Genomic DNA, 19,583 nt, shown 5'->3' with positions numbered 1-19,583 from the left:
CAGGCTTTAGTTACCCTTTAAGCCCCCTAACAAGTGGAAGAAAAAGTAAAAGCAGATCTTAAAAAAATCTTTGGATTCAGTCAATTCCGTGGAAATCAGGAATTGATCGTAGATAACTTGCTTAATAAGCGAAATACGTTTGTCATTATGCCTACAGGCGCTGGCAAATCTTTATGCTATCAATTGCCTGCTGTAATCAATGATGGTACTGCGATAGTTATATCCCCTTTGATTGCTTTGATGAAAAATCAGGTGGATCAGTTACAGGCATTGGGAATCAATGCCCACTTCCTGAACTCTACTTTGAATAAATCGGAGGCTACACGAGTGAAAAATGAAGTACTACAGAAGAAAACCAAACTTCTCTATGTGGCGCCAGAATCGTTGACTAAGGAAGAAAACGTTGAATTCCTCAAGTCGGCTGAGCTTAGCTTTGTTGCAATAGATGAAGCACACTGTATTTCTGAGTGGGGACATGATTTCAGACCAGAATACAGAAGGATCAAATCAATAATTGCTCAGATCGCACCAAATTTACCGATAATAGCACTGACTGCTACCGCTACGCCAAAAGTGCAACAGGACATTCAACGTAATCTTCAGATGGAAGAGGCAGACTTATTTAAGTCCTCCTTCAACAGAACCAACCTTTTCTATGAGATTCGCCCTAAAGTAAAGAATGATTCAAAGAAGGATTTGATCAAATTCATCAAGGGACACAAAGGGAAATCTGGAATCATCTATTGTCTAAGCCGGAAAAAAGTAGAAGAAATCGCACAGCTACTCAAAGTAAACCAAGTCAATGCAGCGCCATATCACGCGGGACTTGATTCTTCTGTGAGAATCAAGACTCAAGATGATTTCCTCAATGAGGAGTTGGATGTGATTGTGGCAACTATTGCATTTGGAATGGGGATTGACAAACCGGATGTGCGCTACGTGATCCACTACGATGTACCAAAATCTCTAGAAGGCTACTATCAGGAAACAGGTCGAGCTGGTCGTGATGGATTAGAGGGGCATTGTCTATTGTTCTACAGATACGAAGACATAGTAAAACTCGAAAAATTCAACAAAGACAAACCTGTCACTGAGCGAGAAAATGCTAAAATCCTCTTACAGGAAATGGCCGCCTACTCAGAGACTGGCGTGTGCAGAAGGAAATTTATCCTGAATTACTTCGGGGAAACCATGGATGATGACTGCGGATTTTGTGACAATTGTAAGCGAAATCGCGAGACCTTCGAAGGAATGGAAATGGTAAGTACTGTTCTAGAAGCTGCAAAACAAACCAACGAGCGTTTTGGTCTGGACCATCTGGTAAAGGTAATTGTAGGAGAATCGACAGATTACGTATTGAGCTACTCACATGACAAACTACCGGTTTTTGGAAAAGGAAAAGAAGCCACAGAAAAAACTTGGATCGGCGTGATCCGTCAAGTGATGATCTTGAATATGCTTGAGAAGGATATCGAAAATTATGGCGTACTCAAAATAACTCCTAAAGGCAGGGATTTTCTCGAAGCACCATATAAACTTGATCTCCATCATGACCACGATTTCGATGCAGAATTGCAAAATGGACAGGCGGAGATAGATATTAGTACAGGGATTGCTTATGACGAGAAGTTATTTGAACTGTTAAAGGCAGAGCGAAAAAAAGTCGCACGCTCAAAAGGGCTACCTCCCTATGTCATCTTTCAAGATCCATCGTTGGAAGAAATGTCAACCGTATATCCCACCACCCGAGAGGAGCTAGCGCAAATCATTGGCGTAGGTATGGGAAAAGTCGTTAAATTCGGGTCTTCATTCTTGAAATTAATTGCGAACTACGTAGAGGAGAATGAGATCGAGACCGCTTCAGATGTTGTAGTAAAATCATCTGGAACCAGGTCCAAAGTAAAAATTTCAATAATCCAGCAAATCGACCGCAAGGTAGGCTTGGATGAGGTAGCAGAAAACCTCAACATGAGTATGAGTGATTTGCTCCATGAAATAGAGCAGATCATTTATAGCGGAACTAAACTAAATATAGATTACTACATAGAAAACATCATGGATGAAGATCGGGAGGATATGCTCCACGACTACTTCATGAATGCTACGAGTGATCAGATCAAAGCAGCTTTGGATGAATTAGAGGATGAAGACTTTGCAGAAGATGAACTGCGAGTCTATCGGATCAAATTCATCTCTGAGCATGCGAATTAACTTGAATTGAGTCAATGAATATACTCTTATTAGGAAGCGGAGGCAGAGAACATGCTTTCGCTTGGAAGATCGTACAAAGCACCGATTGTACTCAATTATATGTAGCTCCCGGCAATGCCGGCACAGAAAGCATAGCTACCAATGTCAACATCAGCATCACTGATTTTGATGCAGTCCGGGATTTTATCACCTCAAAAAACATAAGTCTAGTAGTAATCGGACCTGAAGAGCCTTTGGTAAAAGGCATAGTAGATTACCTTCAAAATCAACCTGAAACTTCAGCTATTCCTGTTGTTGGCCCCTCGCAACTTGGCGCAACACTGGAAGGAAGTAAGGACTTTTCGAAGCGCTTTATGCAGCGTAACAGTGTTCCTACAGCTGCCTATGAGACCTTCACAGCAGATCAATTGGATGCTGGTTTAGCATATTTGGAGGCACAAAACCTCCCTATCGTTTTAAAAGCAGATGGGCTTGCCGCTGGCAAAGGCGTACTGATCTGCTTGACGCTAGAGGAAGCAAAAACTTCATTGAAGGAAATGCTTCTAGATAAGAAATTCGGTGAGGCTTCCTCTAAGGTTGTGATTGAAGAGTTCCTGACTGGAATCGAGCTTTCTGTTTTCGTTGCTACCGATGGAAAAAGCTATAAGATTTTGCCGGAGGCGAAAGATTATAAGCGAATTGGAGAAGGAGATACCGGACTGAATACTGGAGGTATGGGAGCTGTGAGTCCCGTTATTTTTGCAGATGAAGCCTTTATGGCAAGTGTTGAAGAAAAGGTAGTAAAGCCAACAGTAGAAGGGCTCGCCAAAGAGAATATACCCTACAAAGGATTCTTATTTATCGGATTGATGAATAAAGACGGTGAGCCAAAGGTAATTGAATACAATGTGCGAATGGGGGATCCGGAAACAGAAGCCGTACTACCTAGAATTGAAAGTGATTTCTTGGCGTTGCTTTATGGCATTGGTACAGGGACACTAGCTTCTTACGAACTAAAAATCTCTCCTGATTATGCCACAACAGTTGTTATGGTCAGTGGTGGATATCCTGGTTCTTATGAAAAAGGGAAAACGATTTCACTTCCTGATTCCATTTCAGGTGCGGAGATTTTCCATGCCGGAACTGGTAGAAATGAAAATGGTGAATTAACCAATCAAGGTGGTCGGGTGATTGCCGTTACGGGCAGGGGTGCATCATTGCAGGAAGCTCTTAGCAATGCTTTCACCACGGTAAAAGGCATCAGCTGGGAACAGGCCTACTACCGCAAGGATATCGGGATGGATATCCTGAACTTAATGAATTAAACCCAAAACTAACCAGGGCTTTGCCCTGTCTATATATTATGTCTGGATGTAGCACATGCTCAACCTCCTCGGGAGGTACCGGAGGCTGCCAAAGCAATGGCAGTTGCGGGACGAGTGATTGTAATAAAATGAATGTCTTCGATTGGCTATCTCACATGGGGATTCCCGAGGTGGACACCTTTGACATTGTCGAAGTCAAGTTCAAAGGTGGAAGAAAGGAATACTATCGTAATGTAGATTTTCTTGCCTTAAATACCGGTGATCCCGTAGTAGTGGACGTCCCGAGTGGACATCACATTGGCTACGTATCACTTCAGGGTGAACTAGTTCGCCTGCAAATGCAGAAAAGAAAAATCAGGGATGACGATGAAATCCTGAGAATATACCGTGTCGCGAATCAAAAGGACATGGAAAAATGGGGAGAGGCTCAAAACCGGGAAATCCCTACCCTATATAGATGCCGCCAAATTGTAGAAGAATTAGGGCTCAAAATGAAAATGTCTGATATAGAATATCAGGCGGATAATTCCAAAGCCACTTTCTACTACTCAGCGGATGATCGTGTTGATTTCCGTGAATTGATCAAAGTCCTCGCAGGAGAGTTTAGAATCCGTGTGGAAATGCGTCAGATCAGTCTAAGGCAAGAAGCCGGAAGACTGGGAGGGATCGGAGTTTGCGGTAGAGAGCTTTGCTGTTCTACCTGGTTGGTGGACTTCAAAAATGTAAGTACCTCTGCTGCCAGGTATCAGAATCTTTCCCTGAATCCTGGAAAACTGAGTGGTCAATGCGGAAGGCTGAAATGCTGTCTCAATTACGAATTGGACACTTACATGGATGCAATCAAAGATATCCCAGCCATCGACCGTCCACTTCAGACAGAATCTGGCCCAGCTAAGCTTCAGAAGACAGATATTTTCCGTAAGCTGATGTGGTTCAGCTATAACAACGATAATGACTGGCACAGCATCACTTGCGAGCGTGTGAAAGAGATACAGGCAATCAATGAAAGCGGCAAAAAGGTCTTTACGCTTCGCTACAATGAAGCTTCAGAAATTGAAGATTTGGCAGCTAAATCAACTCGGGAATTGGAACTTTTGGATAAGAAATTTGCTAACTCAAGTACAAAACGCAAGAAAAAGCCACGACCACAGAATAAAAACGTTGGAGGTAATAGAAATCAACAAGCATCTCAAGCATCTAATAATTCTGATGTAAAGCCTAATCAAGCTGAACCTCAGCAGCAAAATACTCCTCAAAGTCAGAGACCTGCGGGAGACCAGCCGAAAAAACGTAGAAATAACAAAAACAGAAATAAGCCTAGAAATCCTGAAGCAAATGCTGGCCAGGCATCTCCTCCTCAAACTCAACCTCAGCAGCCAAAAGCAGCTAATGGCCCTCAAAAAAGGCAAAATGTGCAAAAGCCAAAAGGTAATGACGGGAATACAGGGAATGCAAATGCAGGAGTACCTAAGCCAAAACCTCAAGGAAAGAAGAAATTTCCACCAAGAAAAAACCAAGGGCTAAATCCAAATAAACCAGAGAATGAATAAGGTAAAGCACTGCCTGTTTATACTGCTATTTCTTGTAATTGGTGCTTGTACAGACGGGCGGATTTACGAGGATTTTCGAAGCCTACCAAATCAAAATTGGGGCATCACAGATAGCCTTAATTTCGAGTTGGGAGAAGTGGAACTGATTAATTCCCCTAATCTGGTGGCAGTGAAGTTTAACGAGGAATATGCATTTTCTAACTGTTACCTGAGAGTGATCAGTAAGGATTCATCGGGTGTGATTTTAGACAATAAGCTGGTAAATATCTTGCTATTCGATCCTAAATCTGGCGAACCGCTCGGTGAGGGATTTGGAAGTTCCTACACACGCTATGATACCCTTCCTTTCCTATTTGATCAGCAAACCAAAAGCATAACACTCTTGCAGTACATGCGTCAAGACCAGTTGCCTGGAATAGAAGCTGTGGGAATTAAAATTCTGGAATAGAGTTCTGATTGTCTGCGACCCTTCTCATAAGTTTACGCAGTTTACCTAAGACGATTATTTCAATTCTTTTATAAAGCAAAGGCTATTCTCAATTCCAATGTATTGTGCATAATTTGGAATGATGGAATAGCCTTTCTTTTTATAGAATGCTACCGCCTCCACTTGCCTTTTGCCCGTTTCAAGTACGCAGCTTTTATACCCCAGTTCGGCAGCCCAGTTTTCCAATTCCGTCAAAACACGGGAAGCCAACCCCTTCCCCCTGGCCTCTGGCGAGGTAAACATCCGTTTCACTTCCATAGCATCTGCATCAAATTCCTTGATTGCTCCGCATGCTACAGGAATCCCATTTTCTGAGCAAACCACCACGTGGTTCAGCATAACTATAGTGTTGAATTGATTGTAATAGTCATGGTCTCGTCCATCTTTTTCTGCGAGATAAGCATCCAGAAGCTTTACTAAGGCTACAAAGTCTGGATTGGAAGAGTTTGTGCGAGTGACTGTGATCATGGATTGAAGATAAAAAATTATAAGAAGAGAAAGTGAGAAATAGATTAGTTGACTAATTTTCGTTAAGTGGACTTAAGTTCTAAATTTGATGATATTTTTGTTTGAAGACATATGAAACTAAAGTTTGATGTTCACAAAGATGATCTATACGAATTCTACAAGTTCAATGAGGGTATTCACCTGAAAAAGAAAATTTCAGATTTAAACAAAGACTTAATTTCGGATTTATTTCATTCTTTCTTCCCTTCACTTCATTCATCTTCTCTGACCAAAACTTTAATCTTCTTTTTTTTATAGGTTTAGTCTTTCTTGCTTTTGGTTTTTTCATAGCCAAACCATTAATGATTTTAATAATTAAGAGCAAGGTCGAGAAATTTCTAAAAAATGAAAAGAATGAAAAGGTCATAGGTGAAACAATAATGGCTTTTAATGAGGATAATATTCAATGGTCTGGACGAAACTCTGAAGGAGAAGTTAGTATCAACGAGATTGATAAGATTCTAGATGACCGACATAGCTTCTATATTTATTTATCTAATTTATCAGCTTTAATTGTTCCAAAAAGAATTTTGAAACCTGAGTACTATGCGCGGGAATTTGAAGATTGGATAAATGACACCAGATCTAATAGTACTTCAATCAAACCATATCGGCTTTTTGAATAAGTTTGAATGCTGCATCACATCTTTGTAGAAATGAAGATACAAGAACTACTTTATAATAAAGAGAGATTAAAAGGTAGGTGCAATTGCGGATGTTTAAAGCCACATCAAAACAGGCTGATTTCCAAGACTTCTCATCTTCAACCAGTAAACCTAAACCTCCACCCAAAATGACTAAGAAACACCTTTTTGCCTCAATTTTTACCCCTATTCTGTTTTTAAGCTCAATCTCTTTAAGCTTTTCGCAGTCTGCTTCCAAACCCTTTGTGTATGGAGATCTATTGCCTGATGCACCAGAGTTGGCAGGACGAGGCGAATATGCTGTTGGCGTTCAAACATTGGATTTAATTCATAATGATCAGGTAGATATCCTTAACTATAAAAAAGGCGAGGATTCGCTTTACAATCGACCTCTGAAGATTGAAGTTTGGTATCCTGCAGAAGCTACAGCCGGATCAAGTGAATTAATTTCTTACGATGAAGTAATGGGACAGAATGGTTCACCAACAAGACCTATAATTCCATTTACTTTTCAAGGCAGAGCAACAAGAAATGCAAAACCGGCCTTCAGTGATGATCCTTTTCCTTTAGTGATCGTTTCGCATGGATATACAGGTTCCAGATATTTGATGACTTATTTGACAGAGAATCTTACCTCAAAAGGTTATCTAGTCGTAGCAATAGACCATACAGAATCAACCTTTCGCGATGCAGCCGGATTTCAAAGTACCCTTCTCAATCGTTCACTGGATGATCTTTTTGTCCTTAATGAAATCGCAAGATTGGGTCAGGAAGATGGGTCCTTTTTAAAGGGTCTAGTGGACTCAGATAACACCGCATTAATCGGCTATTCGATGGGAGGCTATGGAGCAATCAATGTAGTAGGTGCAGGATACAGTCCGCAAGCAGCTCAACTAGTTGGAGCAATGGCCGGCGGAAGTACCGCTTTAATGAAGCGAACTGCAGGAAATCCGGAATTTGAGGCATCGATCGATCCAAGAATCAAGGCTGTAGTAGCTTTTGCTCCTTGGGGTATGCAGCGAGGAGTTTGGAATGCCGAAGGGTTGGCTGGCATCAAAATCCCTTCACTATTTATTGCAGGAAGTAAAGATGATATCTCTGGCTATGAAGAGGGTATCAAAGCAATTTATGACGGAGCAGTAAACTCTGAGAGGTACCTACTTACCTACATTAATGCTCGTCACAATGTAGCCCCAAATCCTGCCCCGGCAGAATCTCTTGACTCAGCCAGACATATAGATGAATATTTGAGATATGCAGATTCTGTTTGGGATATGCGTAGAATCAACAATATTAATCAACATTTTGTCACAGCGTTTCTAAGTTTTTACCTCAAAGGAGAAGAAGACTATAAATCATATTTGGATGTCAAAGAAGATGCTGAAAAGAAAGAATGGCCCGGCTTTAAGCCTCGAACTACCGTTGGTTTAGAAATGGATCATAAACCGGCCAATCCATAAAAGTGATATAGCCCACAATTTAAATAGTGGGCTATATTTTTTCTACAACCCATACTTCTCTCCCATCGAACGGATCAACTCATATCCTTTCTCTGCCATATCCCAAGGCTCAGAGAAATTCCTCCACACACCGATGGAGTTGGCAAAAGCAGGATCATTTCTGGTAAAGCCTTCGATAGTCAGCCAGCCATTGTACTGGATATCAGCCAGTGCTTTGAATGTTTCATCAAAATTCACATGACCAGATCCTGGTGTGCCACGGTCATTTTCAGATATATGAAAATGTCCTAATTGAGGCGCAATAAACTTAATAGCATCTCCAAGCTTTTTCTCTTCGATATTTGCATGGTGCGTATCAAACATCGCCTGGACATTTGGATGAGCTACTTTCTTCAGTAAATAAGAAAGCTGCTCCATAGTATTGCAGAGGTAGCATTCGAATCTATTCAGCGCTTCGGGAGTCAATAATACACCAGATTTTTGTGCGTAATCAGCAACTCCGTTGAGAACTTCAGCAGACCAATTGTATTCCTCTTCTATCGGTTCGCGTGATGCAAAAACCGTAAATCCGGAATGAAATGGACCGCAAAGGACCTGTGCATTCAAATCCGCCGCTCGATCAATCACCCATTTAAGTTGTTCGCTGGCTGCTGCCCGGACTTTAGCATCAGGAGAGATTGGATTTTGATCAGCCCCCATCACCGTCACTGCCGTCACTTCCAATCCTATATCTGCACAATGCCTTCCTATCAATTTGAAGGATGCTTCCGGCGAACCTCCGATAAAAAACTCCGCCCCGTCATATCCGATCTTTTTCAAACGATCGAGAACAGGCAATAGCTCTTCCGACATCTCAGCAGACCAGGCCAGTACATTAAATCCTATTTTGTTCATTATATATCTTTTTTTAAATCCCCCTGCCCCCTTCAAAAGGAGGAGTGGTTTTCCTGAACTTCACTCTTTCAATTAAAACAATACGTTCGAAATTGATGGTTTAAAATTTTATGATGGCAATTCCCCCTTACAAAGGGGGCAAGGGGGATTCTTTTTACTTAAAATCACTTACCCTCATTCCCTTCCGAAAGCTATCAAAACCAAACATGGTTGGCTCATAATTTCCGACTATATCCACCGATAACTCTGGAGTAATCACCTCAGGCATATCCAATAGCCAAAAAGAAGCATTCACGATCAAGCGACGCATATCTTCCACTTGGAAATCAATTGATGACCCTAGCGTACTTCCCAATACCTTACCTGTTTTCCCACCGTCCAGCGAATAATCCTTGGTCCAGGCAATCGGCATTATCGACTTATCCCACATCAACGGTGCCTCTGGAGTCATTCCTGCAGTGGACTGTCCATATAAAAGTACATTGGCCGTTGTTGGTAAATTCTTAATCGAATATACATCCGTCGGAGCCCAGATGTCATCGACCCCACGCAAGATCGGGTGATCTGTATCGCGATTTACCCCATCTATCAAAGCTCTTGTTCCTTCGGATTTATGAATTCCATGGTGATTGATCCAAGTTTCACCGATGATCTGCTGACCGAATCCACCTTCCCAACCGGCAACCTTACTATCCCAAGTCCATTTGGCAAAAGGAGAATTCTGGTCTTTGATGGCAAAAGGATGTGTAGAGGTACGCAGGGCAATGAAAGGTTTGCCTGATTTGAAATAGTCTTCCAAATGCTGCATTTGATCCAAAGGCAAGTCACGAAATCGGATGAGCATTATTACCAAATCAGCAGTTGCCAAATGCTCCAAACCCGGAATATTGGTTTGATAGCTTGGTACAATATTTCCGGTTTCAGGTTCGATGGGGAATAACACTGTCGTATTAAAACCATAATGTTTAGAAAGTATTTTGGCCATCATCGGCATTGACTCCTCAGATCGATACTCATCGTCACCTGAGATGAGCACCACATTCTTGCCTTTACCCGGACCATCTTTCCCTTTAAATTGAAGAAAGGTTTTTCCGTTTTGCGCTGAAACATAAGGAATTGAAAGAACTGCTATCAAAATTAATAACAATGCATACTTTTTGATGAATGAATTATTCATAGGTTTATGGAGGATTGAATTGGGAAAATAGCAAAACTTTCAAGGGTTTTCATCCTGTATTCAAATTTCTCTTTCGGTATCGATTCCGTTAATTCTTTCGCCTTTCAACAGAAAAATAAATAGACTAGCGGTAAAAAATCTTTACTTTCTCATTCAAAAAACAATTTGAACTCCCAAAATACCCTAAAATATGAAAAAGGACAGAAGAAACTTTCTAAAAACCAGTTCCCTTGCCGCTTTCGGCCTTGGTGGAATTTCAATCATTCCTTCCACCGTACTTGGTAAGTCTATGGGACATATTGCTCCAAGTGATAAAGTAAATCTCGCATGTTGTGGTATAGGAAACAGAGGTGCACAGATCATCAATGACCTTTACAATACAGGCCTGTGTAATATCGTGGCACTTTGCGATGTGGATATGGGGGCTCCTCATACTACAGAAATCATAAACAAGTTCCCGAATGCAAAGCGGTTTCAGGACTTTAGAAGGATGTTTGATGAGTATGGAAATGGATTTGAAGCTATTACGGTGGCAACGCCAGATTTTTCGCATTTTCCTATTACTATGCTAGCAATGTCTGAAGGCAAGCATGTCTATACAGAAAAGCCAATGGCCCGTACCTTCAATGAGGTGTCACTCATGATGGACAGTGCCAAACGACATAATGTAATCACCCAAATGGGTAATCAGGGACACTCTGAGGGCAACTATTTCCAATTCAAGGCTTGGAAAGAAGCTGGTATAATCAAAGATGTGACCGCAGTGACAGCCCATATGAATAGCCCGAGAAGATGGCATGGCTGGGATGTGAACATGAAGAGTTTCCCTAAAGCTGAAGCTATTCCTTCCACACTAGACTGGGATACATGGCTGGCAGCAAGAAGTGAGCATGACTATAACAAAGATTTTATCAACGGCCAGTGGAGATGCTGGTATGACTTCGGAATGGGCGCTTTAGGCGACTGGGGAGCACATACTATGGATACGGTTCATGAGTTTCTAGATTTAGGTCTTCCATATGAGGTAGATCCAGTGATGCTAAGAGGTCACAATCCTTTCTTCTTCCCGATGTCATCAACTCTTGCTTTCAAATTCCCAGAGCGGGGAGACATGCCTGCTATGACAATGACTTGGTATGATGGGGTGGACAATGTCCCACCAGTACCTGAAGATTATGGGGTCTCCGAATTGAATGCTGAAATACCGGCAGCCAGCACTGGCCAGATTCAGCCTGCTAAATTAAATCCAGGCAAAATTATTTATGGCAAAGATCTTACGTTCAAGGGTGGATCTCATGGCAGTACGCTTTCAATTATAGGCGAACAAAAAGCTAAAGACATGGCAAGCAAGCTTCCTGAAGTGTCTGAAAGCCCTTCCAATCACTTTGCTAATTTCTTGAAGGCATGCAAAGGCGAGGAAGAAACTCGTTCGCGCTTTGAGATTGCGGGCCCGTTAAGCCAAGTTTTCTGCCTCGGTGTATTAGCACAGCAATTGAATACAACATTGAAATTTGACAGAGAAACGCAACGTATCACTAATAATCCCCTAGCAAATCAGCTACTAGGCGGTGAAGTCCCTAGAAAAGGATGGGAAGAGTTTTATAGCCTATAGAGAAAAGTTGTTTAAAGCTGAAATGAGAAATCGTTTCAGCTTTTTTTATTTTTTACGGCGAAATTCCCAATGGTTTCCAAAAAGGCTAAGGTTATTTTTACTTCCGATAAACTGGACTTCAATCCACTCTTTCAGTCAAAAAAATTGAATATAGAAAAGGACTTTGTATTCGGCAGCCTCGTATATCGTAAATCCGAATTTTTAGATTAAAACTTGGGACAAGGGAGCAAGGTGTCTCTTCTTCTCGGCTGGCCTTGATTTTTGTTTGGCAAAGTCCATGACACACTCAACTCATGAGCTCCTCCAGACTGAATACCCAATTGTGAAACTGTATAATCAAAACTGTAACCGACATTTAACCCAGAAAGAAGATTGAGTCCCACCATCATGACAATTGCATCACGGTTACTTTGCTCCTCCACTTTCTTATACGGAAGCCCTCTATACCAAACACCGAATACAATTGGCTCCACATAAAAATAAGCCCCAACATCCAACTGTTCAAATGGCCCCTGCTTTTTATAGTTAATAGTTGGGGTAAGATAGCGTTGTTTTCTCAGGTGGGTAAAATCACCTCGCATAGAGCCTTCACCCAAAGGAATCCTATAGCCTGCATGGGCAGAAAACTTAACTGGCAAAGGGCTATCACCATCAATAAAAGACTGATTAGGTTGATTCACATGATGAGCTGATCCACCAATCCAAAAGTCCTCGGTAAAAAACAATCCTCCAAAAGATAGAGAAAGCATATTAACAGGGTCTCCTAAACCTGCGATATCCGAACCTGGAAAAATTGGACCGAAGGGATCATTAGGATTGATTTGATTGGCGAAAATCAGATTCTCATAAAAACCAATCTCTCTCCGGATATAACTTGCCTGAAAACCAGGACGGAAATAAGCATTATCGCCCAATTTCAACTCGTAAGAATAAATTGCTGAAATGGTGGTAGAGCGAAGTTTGGAAGCTCCTTCTGTATCCTGCATAACCATTACGCCTATCCCAGAGTTGTAATCATTGAGGTAGGTGTCGTAATAGGCAGAAAATGTCGTGAATTGTGCATCAATACTTGGCCATTGATTTCGATAATTGAAACCAACTCTTCCAGTCAACTCAGATCCTGCAAAAGCTGGATTTAAGTAAAGGGGCGCCGCATAATATTGGCTATATTGCGGATCCTGTGCATAAGCATTGGTTCCAATAAATAGTCCAACCACACAAAGAAAAACAACGTAAACCAGAGACCGTAACAAGTATTTGTTCGTTAATTTGAATATTCAGATAGGCTTCTTAAACGATACAAAACGTATGTTGTTTTGGAAGCAGTTCGAAAATTATGAAAAGCAGCCCTAATTCCATAAGGTTAACCTACATTTTTACTATTACTCTACTATTTACAACATTTGTATTTAATTCTACTGTGTATTCGCAGGGTTTTAATAACAATGAGTGGATATTCGGGTATTGCGATGGAGCGACTGAAAACAATTATTTGTCCTTCGGAAAAGGCGATACTCCTATTGTCCAGTCAATTCCTGGATCAATTGTCTTTACAAAAAACAATTCCGCGCTTGCAATTGACCCAATTACGGGGCAAACTCTTTTTCTTACTAATGGGGAACTAGTTTACGATTACAGCCAAAACCCCATACAAGGTGTTGGGTCTGGATTAAATGGAAATATAGACGGAGTCCAACAAGTAGCTACCGGCTTTTTGGAATACGATCCAAATGGAAATAAGCTCTTTTATATCTTCTACCTCTCTCTAGGTGGGGAATTGCAGTATGCCGTGGTAGATATGAATGCTCCCGGACAAGCTACAGGAAATGAAAGACCATTAGGAGAAATCACCTCAAAAGACATTTCAATAGGAAATGGATCTGGTGCTCTCCTAGTAGTAAAAAGCCCATCATCATCCTCCTACTTAATCAGTTTTGATAATGGAAATTTAATTTCCAGAAGTCTAGATGCAGGAGAAGGAAATTTCACCAATACCGACACTCAAGGGATTTCTTCCATCCCAAAGAAGATTGTATTCAATGAAGAAACGAATCAACTAATCATTATACCTGAGTCTGAATCTGATCCCATTTTAGTACTGGATTTTGATACGAATGGTGGAACATTTGGATCACCCAATCCAATAGCGCAATCTACGGGGACAGGGGCTTACGGTGGGGCCGAATTTTCTCCTGACGGAAATTACATCTACTATTCCGCCGGAGATTCTTTACTTCGAGTACCTACATCTGACCTCACTTCTACGCCAGAAGTAATACCTATAGTAGATCCAGGCACACCGCCTGTGGGGATTTTCGCGGTCCATGATATCAAAGCAGGTCCAGATGGAAGCATCTATTACATCTATGAGGAAGTAGACGGAGGTCCACAAATGATTGGAAAAGTAACCAATCCGAACGAAGCAGATTTGACATTGATTGAGGTAGAAGAAGATCCATTTGCAGGGACTGACTTCTGCGGCACGGTATTCCCCACCTTTGCTCCAAATGCTGATATTGAGCCTACGGTTGATTTTACTTGGGCCCCAGAAATGCCATGTGCTAACAACCCTGTTCAACTTACCTCTGTGTTAACACCAGAAAACTATAGACCAGTAAGTTTTGCATGGAATTTTGATCCTCCGCTTACAGACTCTACGGGAAATGCGCTCCCAGCTGATTATGCCCAAGAGCATTTTATGATACCAGCAGATGCTACCTCAGGTGAAAGCATTAATGTAACCCTAACAGTAACTTTTGCAGATGGAGAGACTAAGACTGTTTCTCACCCTATCACCTTAACAGAAAACAATCTGGAAGCTAATTTTTCTCCTCAGGATACTACACTTTGTGAAACCTGCATTGACTTAGAACCACTTCTTACTGCACAAGATCAAGGAGGAGACGGTGAAGGAGGAGCTCCAGGTGGAGGAGCTGGCGGCGGTGAAGACTATGAATACTTCTGGTCAAATAAGCGGGATCAAGGGTGGATTGGCAAGGAAGCAAATGAAGTCTGCAAGCCAGGACTTTACTGGGTTTTGGTTCGCGAGCCTGGATCTTCTTGCTACGCATATGCTGAGATTCGTGTTAAAATGTGGGATGTAGAAGACCAGACTAATAATATCTGGTACTTTGGAGATGGAGCAGGACTAGACTTTAATCCCGATCCGGATGATCCGGATGCCCCTACTCCGCGACCGATAGCATCTCCCCATCCGCAAAATATCCCTGCTGGGACTACTACTATTTCTGATCAGGCAGGCCAAGTGCTATTCTACACAGATGGACAATCAGTTTGGGATCTCAATGGAGTTCTGATGGAGAATGGTAATGATATTGGCGGAGATAATTCAAGTAGTCAAGGCGTGATAGCAGTGCCAGTCCCGGGGGAGGAAACACTTTTCTACCTATTTACCTCACAGCTTTCTTCAAATGGAAATAACGAGGCTAAATATTCACTGGTAGATATCAAATCGGAAAATCCTACAGGAGTGGGGAATGTTGTAACTAAGGACAATTTCCTCTTTAGCCCATCTACCGAGCATTCAGCAGCTTTGGACGCAGGGGATACGACTTGGGTAATGTATCACGAACTAGGAAATAATACCTTCCGGGCATATCCGGTTTCGTCTCAAGGCATTGGTCAACCGGTTCTTAGTTCAGTGGGAAGCAATCATGGATTCAATTCAGGCGTTGGTGCTATGAAATTCAATTCGGATGGAGACAAAATAGCCGTCACCATCACAGAAGGAGGATGTAATAAGCTAGAGATCTTTGATTTTGACAGCGATACTGGTGAAATGAGTGAATATGCCCGTATAGATTTAGGCTGTGATGGAGAAGTTTACGGAATGGAGTTTTCAGAAGATGGAGAGCGAGTACTGGTCTCTTATAGAAATGGTGGACCGGGAATAGAAGAATACATCATCAAAGCCAATGATAACGATGATCCTGATGCAGCTATTTGCCCTACTTGCTTTGATGGAGCGAGTACCAGAGCTGAAATAGAAGCTTGTATCATCAGTACCAAAAATCAAATCAGTGATACAGCGGGAAAAAATCTGGGTGCTCTCCAGATCGGACCAAATGGTCAGATCTATGTAGCCGTAGTTGGAGACAATAGAATTGGGCAAATCAATGTAGGGTCTGGCTGTAATTCTGAAAGCACCTTTACACAGGATGGCGTAGATGCCATGCCAGGACCATCCAATTTGGGACTCCCTTCCTTTGTCCAAAATTCAGGAAGTTCGATTCCAGAGCCTAGCCTCTCAGCTCCAGCCAGACTTTGTCTTGATCCGGAGCTTGGTGCAGGAGCTCTTCTCGAAGGTGCTGGAGAACCAGATATAGATAGCTATTTCTGGACTATTACAAACAATGATGATGGTACAATCATCCGGAGTGATTATGGGGGGCCAGGGGATGAATTTCAAAGCTTGGATCAAATTTTCAATGATCCTGGTACGTACACCGTGGAGCTTAGAGTGGATAGATGTGGTGATCCTGAATATTTCCGAGCGAGTACAGAGATCTTGGTAGAAGCGCCACCAGAGTTGACATTAGCAGATGATGCCACCCTATGTGCTGGGAATCCGGTGACACTAACAGCAATTGATGGATACGATCCTGCTGAGGGCTTGTATGATTTCGAATGGACAAATGCCGCCGGAGAAGTTTTTGGAGATGAAAACTCCAATTCAATTACAGTTGATGAAGAAAGTATTTACACTGTAAATGTGAGCTATAAATTACCGGATGGACTTTCTGAGGATGAAGCCTTACTTTATGAAACCTGTCCAGCTACCGCAGAAATCTTCGTAGGCCCAGCATTTGAGTTTGATCTTACTCAGACTGCCGAAGAGGTGTGTTATGAAGAGACAACGGTTACTTTTGCGCCAAACACCCCAACCACCGGAGAATGGTTTTATGAACTTAATGGTGATCCAAATCGAGTTTCTTTAGGAGAATTCTTCGAGCTTGAACTTTATATCAATACTCTTCCAGGACCCGGAGCTTATGAGATTTTTTTTGTGACTCAGGACCCTATTCTTGAGGGATGTACCGTTGAGAAAAAGTTGGATTTAGTGGTAAATGCATTACCGCTATTTACAGCGATGCAAACGACTCCTGCTACGGATTGTGATACGCCAGATGGCTCATTTGAAATCACGATGCAAGCCGATGCTGAAACACTAACTGTTCTAGAAACAGGAGATACTTTCTCAAACATACTGGCAGGCAACTCTGTGCAAGTTACAGGCGTCCTTCCCGGAGTTTATACCATTGAAGCAGAAAGTAGTTTTGGCTGCACATATACAGGAAGTGTCACAGTAGAGAATAGTAATCCTCCAGCTGGATTTGAATATACAGTCAATCCAACCGAGGAAGTATGCGGACTATCTGGAATTCAAAACGGCCTGCTAACGATAGACTTCACCAACTCTCCTCAATCTGGCACTTATGTAGTGACAAGGCAAGGTGATGGGCAAATCTTCCAAGGATCATTTACATCTACAAATCAGTTTGATATCGATGTTCCTTATGGAGATTACGCTATAGAAATTCAGGACCCGAGTGGCTGCGCTATTCCAGATACAACTATTTATTCCGTAGCTCAAAAATTTGAAGTAGTATTTTCTGTCCCTTCAAATTTAACTGCCTGTGAAAGCTTCACCTTCACTCCTACTTCTCCTGATACATTGGACTATACAGTGACCAATTCCGCGGGAACTGTCATTTTTCCAGATACAGATGGAGAATTCACCATCACTCAATCTGACACTTACACGGTCAGAGGAGAAGATCCAACCGGTGTAGATTGTCCACGAGAAGAAACCATTGTAGCAAACATCACACAGCCAATAGATTTTGAAGTTTCCCCTCCTATAGTAGATTGTCAAGTTGGCATTCAATACGAAGCAATTTTGAACAATGTATCCCCTGCCGATGTGATCTTTCTGTGGAAAGATAATGGGGGAATAATCGTGGGTAGAAGGCAAACCTTTGTCCCAAGCAGATCTGGAGATTATACTCTTGAAGTTCAGCCAGTAGCTGGAGGACTATGCCCCGTTGACAAAAAAACATTTACTGCTGAAGCCATTTCGGAGCGGGTTGATGTCAGCCTTGATATCGTGCCATTCTGTATAGATCAAACCAGCACTACCATTATGGTAGATGCAGACATGACCAATGTGGCAGATATAGAATGGTATTCAGTAGTGAACGGCACCCGAACCAGAATTCCTGCTTTTGATGGATTGCCAATCATTGAAGTCTCTCAAGAAGGGACTTATGAAGCTTTACTGAGGAGTAGTGTAGGATGTGATCTTGGGCGCGCCAATGGTGTTGTTTCCCAATCTACTATCATCCCTCCAGTAGTACCCACAGGTTTTACCATCTGCGCATTAGAAGGCGTACTGCAGACAATTGAACCTGGCATATATGACAATTACTCTTGGAAGTTAAACGGTGTGGAGATTTCGCAAGCTCCTGCCTATACCCCAACTGAGGGAGGGATTTATGAACTTACAGTTTCTGACAATCTAGGTTGTGCATACGTGACCATAATAGATATTGTAGAAGACTGCTCGTTGAAAATAGTCTTCCCGAATGGAGTGGTTTTGAATGATCCGAATAGAAATTTCATCCTCTATGCGAATGAATATATAGATGATGTGGAAGTCTATATTTATAATCGCTGGGGAGAATTGATCTTCTATTGTGAACATGAGAACATTGAACCACAACAACCATTCTGCCCTTGGGACGGGCAAGTACAAGGAGAATTTGTGCCTAACGGAACATATGCCGTAGTTGTGAAGTTTACAAGTGAAGACCAAAACATAACAGAAAAATTAACAAAAGCGATTACAGTAATTCAATAGTATGCTTATTCTCATTTCACCAGCAAAGACGCTAGACTACAGCACCCCAAATTTCTCAGAGTCAACACAGCCTGATTTTCAAACTGACACTCACTCATTAGTCCGAATAATGAAAAAGAAGTCAGCCACAGAAATAAGCGAGCTGATGCATATCTCAGATAATTTGGCAGAGCTAAATAATGAACGTTTTAAGACTTTTCAGAAGAATTTTACTAGGGAGAATTCAAAGCAGGCAATCTTGGCATTCAAAGGTGATGTTTATACTAAAATTGATGTGGATGAATATTCAAAACAGGATTTTGATTTTGCTCAGGACCACCTAAGAATATTATCCGGTCTATATGGTTTATTAAAACCTTTGGATTTGATCCAGCCATATCGTTTGGAAATGGGGATCAAACTGGAAAATAAAAAAGGAAAAAACCTCTATGAATTTTGGGACAAGAAAATCGCCAAAGCCATCAACGAAGCTGCCAATGGGCAAACTATAGTGAATCTTGCCTCTCAGGAATACTTCAAAGCTGTTCATTTGAAAGCCTTAAAAAGTCCGCTCATCAACATTGAATTCAAAGAATATAAAGATGATAGCTACAAAATCATTGGATTTTTTGCGAAGCAAGCCCGGGGAATGATGAGTAATTTTGCCATCAAGAACAGAATCGCAGATCCCGAACAATTGAAGACTTTCAATGGAGGAGGATATGAGTATTCTGACCAGATGAGCGATCAAAACAATTGGATTTTTGTGAGATAAGTATAAAATTCCATGTTAAATGATACTTGGATACGGCAACTGTTTTTTCACCTGTATAAAATTGTAACTTAGGGGTAGTAAATTTAAGTTTATAGCCTCTATT

13 protein-coding genes are annotated in these 19,583 nt (G+C 41.7%); 9 read left to right on the top strand and 4 right to left on the bottom strand.

Going from position 1 to position 19,583, the window contains the following annotated elements:
* The first annotated feature begins 33 nt into the window (after positions 1 to 33).
* The 4 genes from recQ (at position 34) to SYJ56_RS04045 (ending at position 5,513) form a co-directional block, all read left to right on the top strand.
* The gene (recQ, locus tag SYJ56_RS04060; RefSeq protein WP_323832358.1) at positions 34 to 2,211 is read left to right on the top strand and encodes a DNA helicase RecQ; all 2,178 of its coding nucleotides are present in this window, start codon (positions 34 to 36) and stop codon (positions 2,209 to 2,211) included.
* Between the two features lie 14 nt (positions 2,212 to 2,225).
* A complete protein-coding gene (gene purD, locus SYJ56_RS04055) occupies positions 2,226 to 3,515 on the top strand; it encodes a phosphoribosylamine--glycine ligase (RefSeq protein WP_323832357.1) in 1,290 nt (429 codons plus the stop codon).
* A 128-nt stretch (positions 3,516 to 3,643) separates the two neighbouring features.
* Entirely contained in the window at positions 3,644 to 5,065 is a 1,422-nt protein-coding gene (locus SYJ56_RS04050) for a PSP1 domain-containing protein (protein WP_323832356.1), read from the top strand.
* Positions 5,058 to 5,513: a gliding motility lipoprotein GldH gene (locus SYJ56_RS04045; protein ID WP_323832355.1), complete on the top strand. Its 456-nt coding sequence runs from the start codon at positions 5,058 to 5,060 to the stop codon at positions 5,511 to 5,513. The genes SYJ56_RS04050 and SYJ56_RS04045 overlap by 8 nt, the downstream gene beginning before the upstream one ends.
* Positions 5,514 to 5,567: 54 nt before the next feature.
* On the opposite strand, the gene SYJ56_RS04040 is transcribed toward SYJ56_RS04045, so the two are convergent.
* Entirely contained in the window at positions 5,568 to 6,020 is a 453-nt protein-coding gene (locus SYJ56_RS04040) for a GNAT family N-acetyltransferase (protein ID WP_323832354.1), read from the bottom strand.
* Between the two features lie 341 nt (positions 6,021 to 6,361).
* Here SYJ56_RS04040 and SYJ56_RS04035 point away from each other — a divergent pair, with 341 nt between their 5' ends.
* Positions 6,362 to 6,685 (top strand): YcxB family protein, encoded by a 324-nt coding sequence (locus SYJ56_RS04035; RefSeq protein WP_323832353.1) that lies wholly within the window; start codon positions 6,362 to 6,364, stop codon positions 6,683 to 6,685.
* A gap of 167 nt (positions 6,686 to 6,852) precedes the next feature.
* On the top strand, positions 6,853 to 8,163 hold the full coding sequence (locus SYJ56_RS04030) for an alpha/beta hydrolase family protein (protein ID WP_323832352.1): 1,311 nt from the start codon (positions 6,853 to 6,855) through the stop codon (positions 8,161 to 8,163).
* A gap of 42 nt (positions 8,164 to 8,205) precedes the next feature.
* On the opposite strand, the gene SYJ56_RS04025 is transcribed toward SYJ56_RS04030, so the two are convergent.
* Positions 8,206 to 9,057: a sugar phosphate isomerase/epimerase family protein gene (locus SYJ56_RS04025; RefSeq protein WP_323832351.1), complete on the bottom strand. Its 852-nt coding sequence runs from the start codon at positions 9,055 to 9,057 to the stop codon at positions 8,206 to 8,208.
* A 154-nt stretch (positions 9,058 to 9,211) separates the two neighbouring features.
* Complete coding sequence (locus tag SYJ56_RS04020) at positions 9,212 to 10,234, bottom strand: ThuA domain-containing protein (RefSeq protein ID WP_323832350.1); 1,023 nt, start codon at positions 10,232 to 10,234, stop codon at positions 9,212 to 9,214.
* 190 nt (positions 10,235 to 10,424) lie between these two features.
* Between SYJ56_RS04020 and SYJ56_RS04015 the strand changes: the two genes are divergently transcribed.
* Complete coding sequence (locus SYJ56_RS04015) at positions 10,425 to 11,846, top strand: Gfo/Idh/MocA family oxidoreductase (protein WP_323832349.1); 1,422 nt, start codon at positions 10,425 to 10,427, stop codon at positions 11,844 to 11,846.
* 206 nt (positions 11,847 to 12,052) lie between these two features.
* On the opposite strand, the gene SYJ56_RS04010 is transcribed toward SYJ56_RS04015, so the two are convergent.
* Positions 12,053 to 13,099, bottom strand: coding sequence for a PorP/SprF family type IX secretion system membrane protein (locus SYJ56_RS04010; protein ID WP_323832348.1), 1,047 nt, complete (start codon positions 13,097 to 13,099; stop codon positions 12,053 to 12,055).
* An 83-nt stretch (positions 13,100 to 13,182) separates the two neighbouring features.
* On the opposite strand from SYJ56_RS04010, the gene SYJ56_RS04005 reads away from it, so the two are divergent.
* Together SYJ56_RS04005 and yaaA are read left to right on the top strand one after the other, a co-directional pair.
* Complete coding sequence (locus SYJ56_RS04005) at positions 13,183 to 18,726, top strand: T9SS type B sorting domain-containing protein (protein ID WP_323832347.1); 5,544 nt, start codon at positions 13,183 to 13,185, stop codon at positions 18,724 to 18,726.
* A gap of 1 nt (position 18,727) precedes the next feature.
* Positions 18,728 to 19,480 carry a peroxide stress protein YaaA gene (yaaA, locus tag SYJ56_RS04000; protein ID WP_323832346.1) on the top strand — a complete coding sequence of 251 codons (753 nt, stop codon included), beginning with the start codon at positions 18,728 to 18,730 and terminating at the stop codon, positions 19,478 to 19,480.
* Positions 19,481 to 19,583: the final 103 nt, after the last annotated feature.

Origin of the sequence: Algoriphagus aurantiacus, assembly GCF_035156405.1 — a bacterium.
Lineage (GTDB): Bacteria > Bacteroidota > Bacteroidia > Cytophagales > Cyclobacteriaceae > Algoriphagus > Algoriphagus aurantiacus.
The sequence above is the reverse complement of the archived record's forward strand: the minus strand, read 5'-3'. Positions and strand labels throughout refer to the sequence as shown.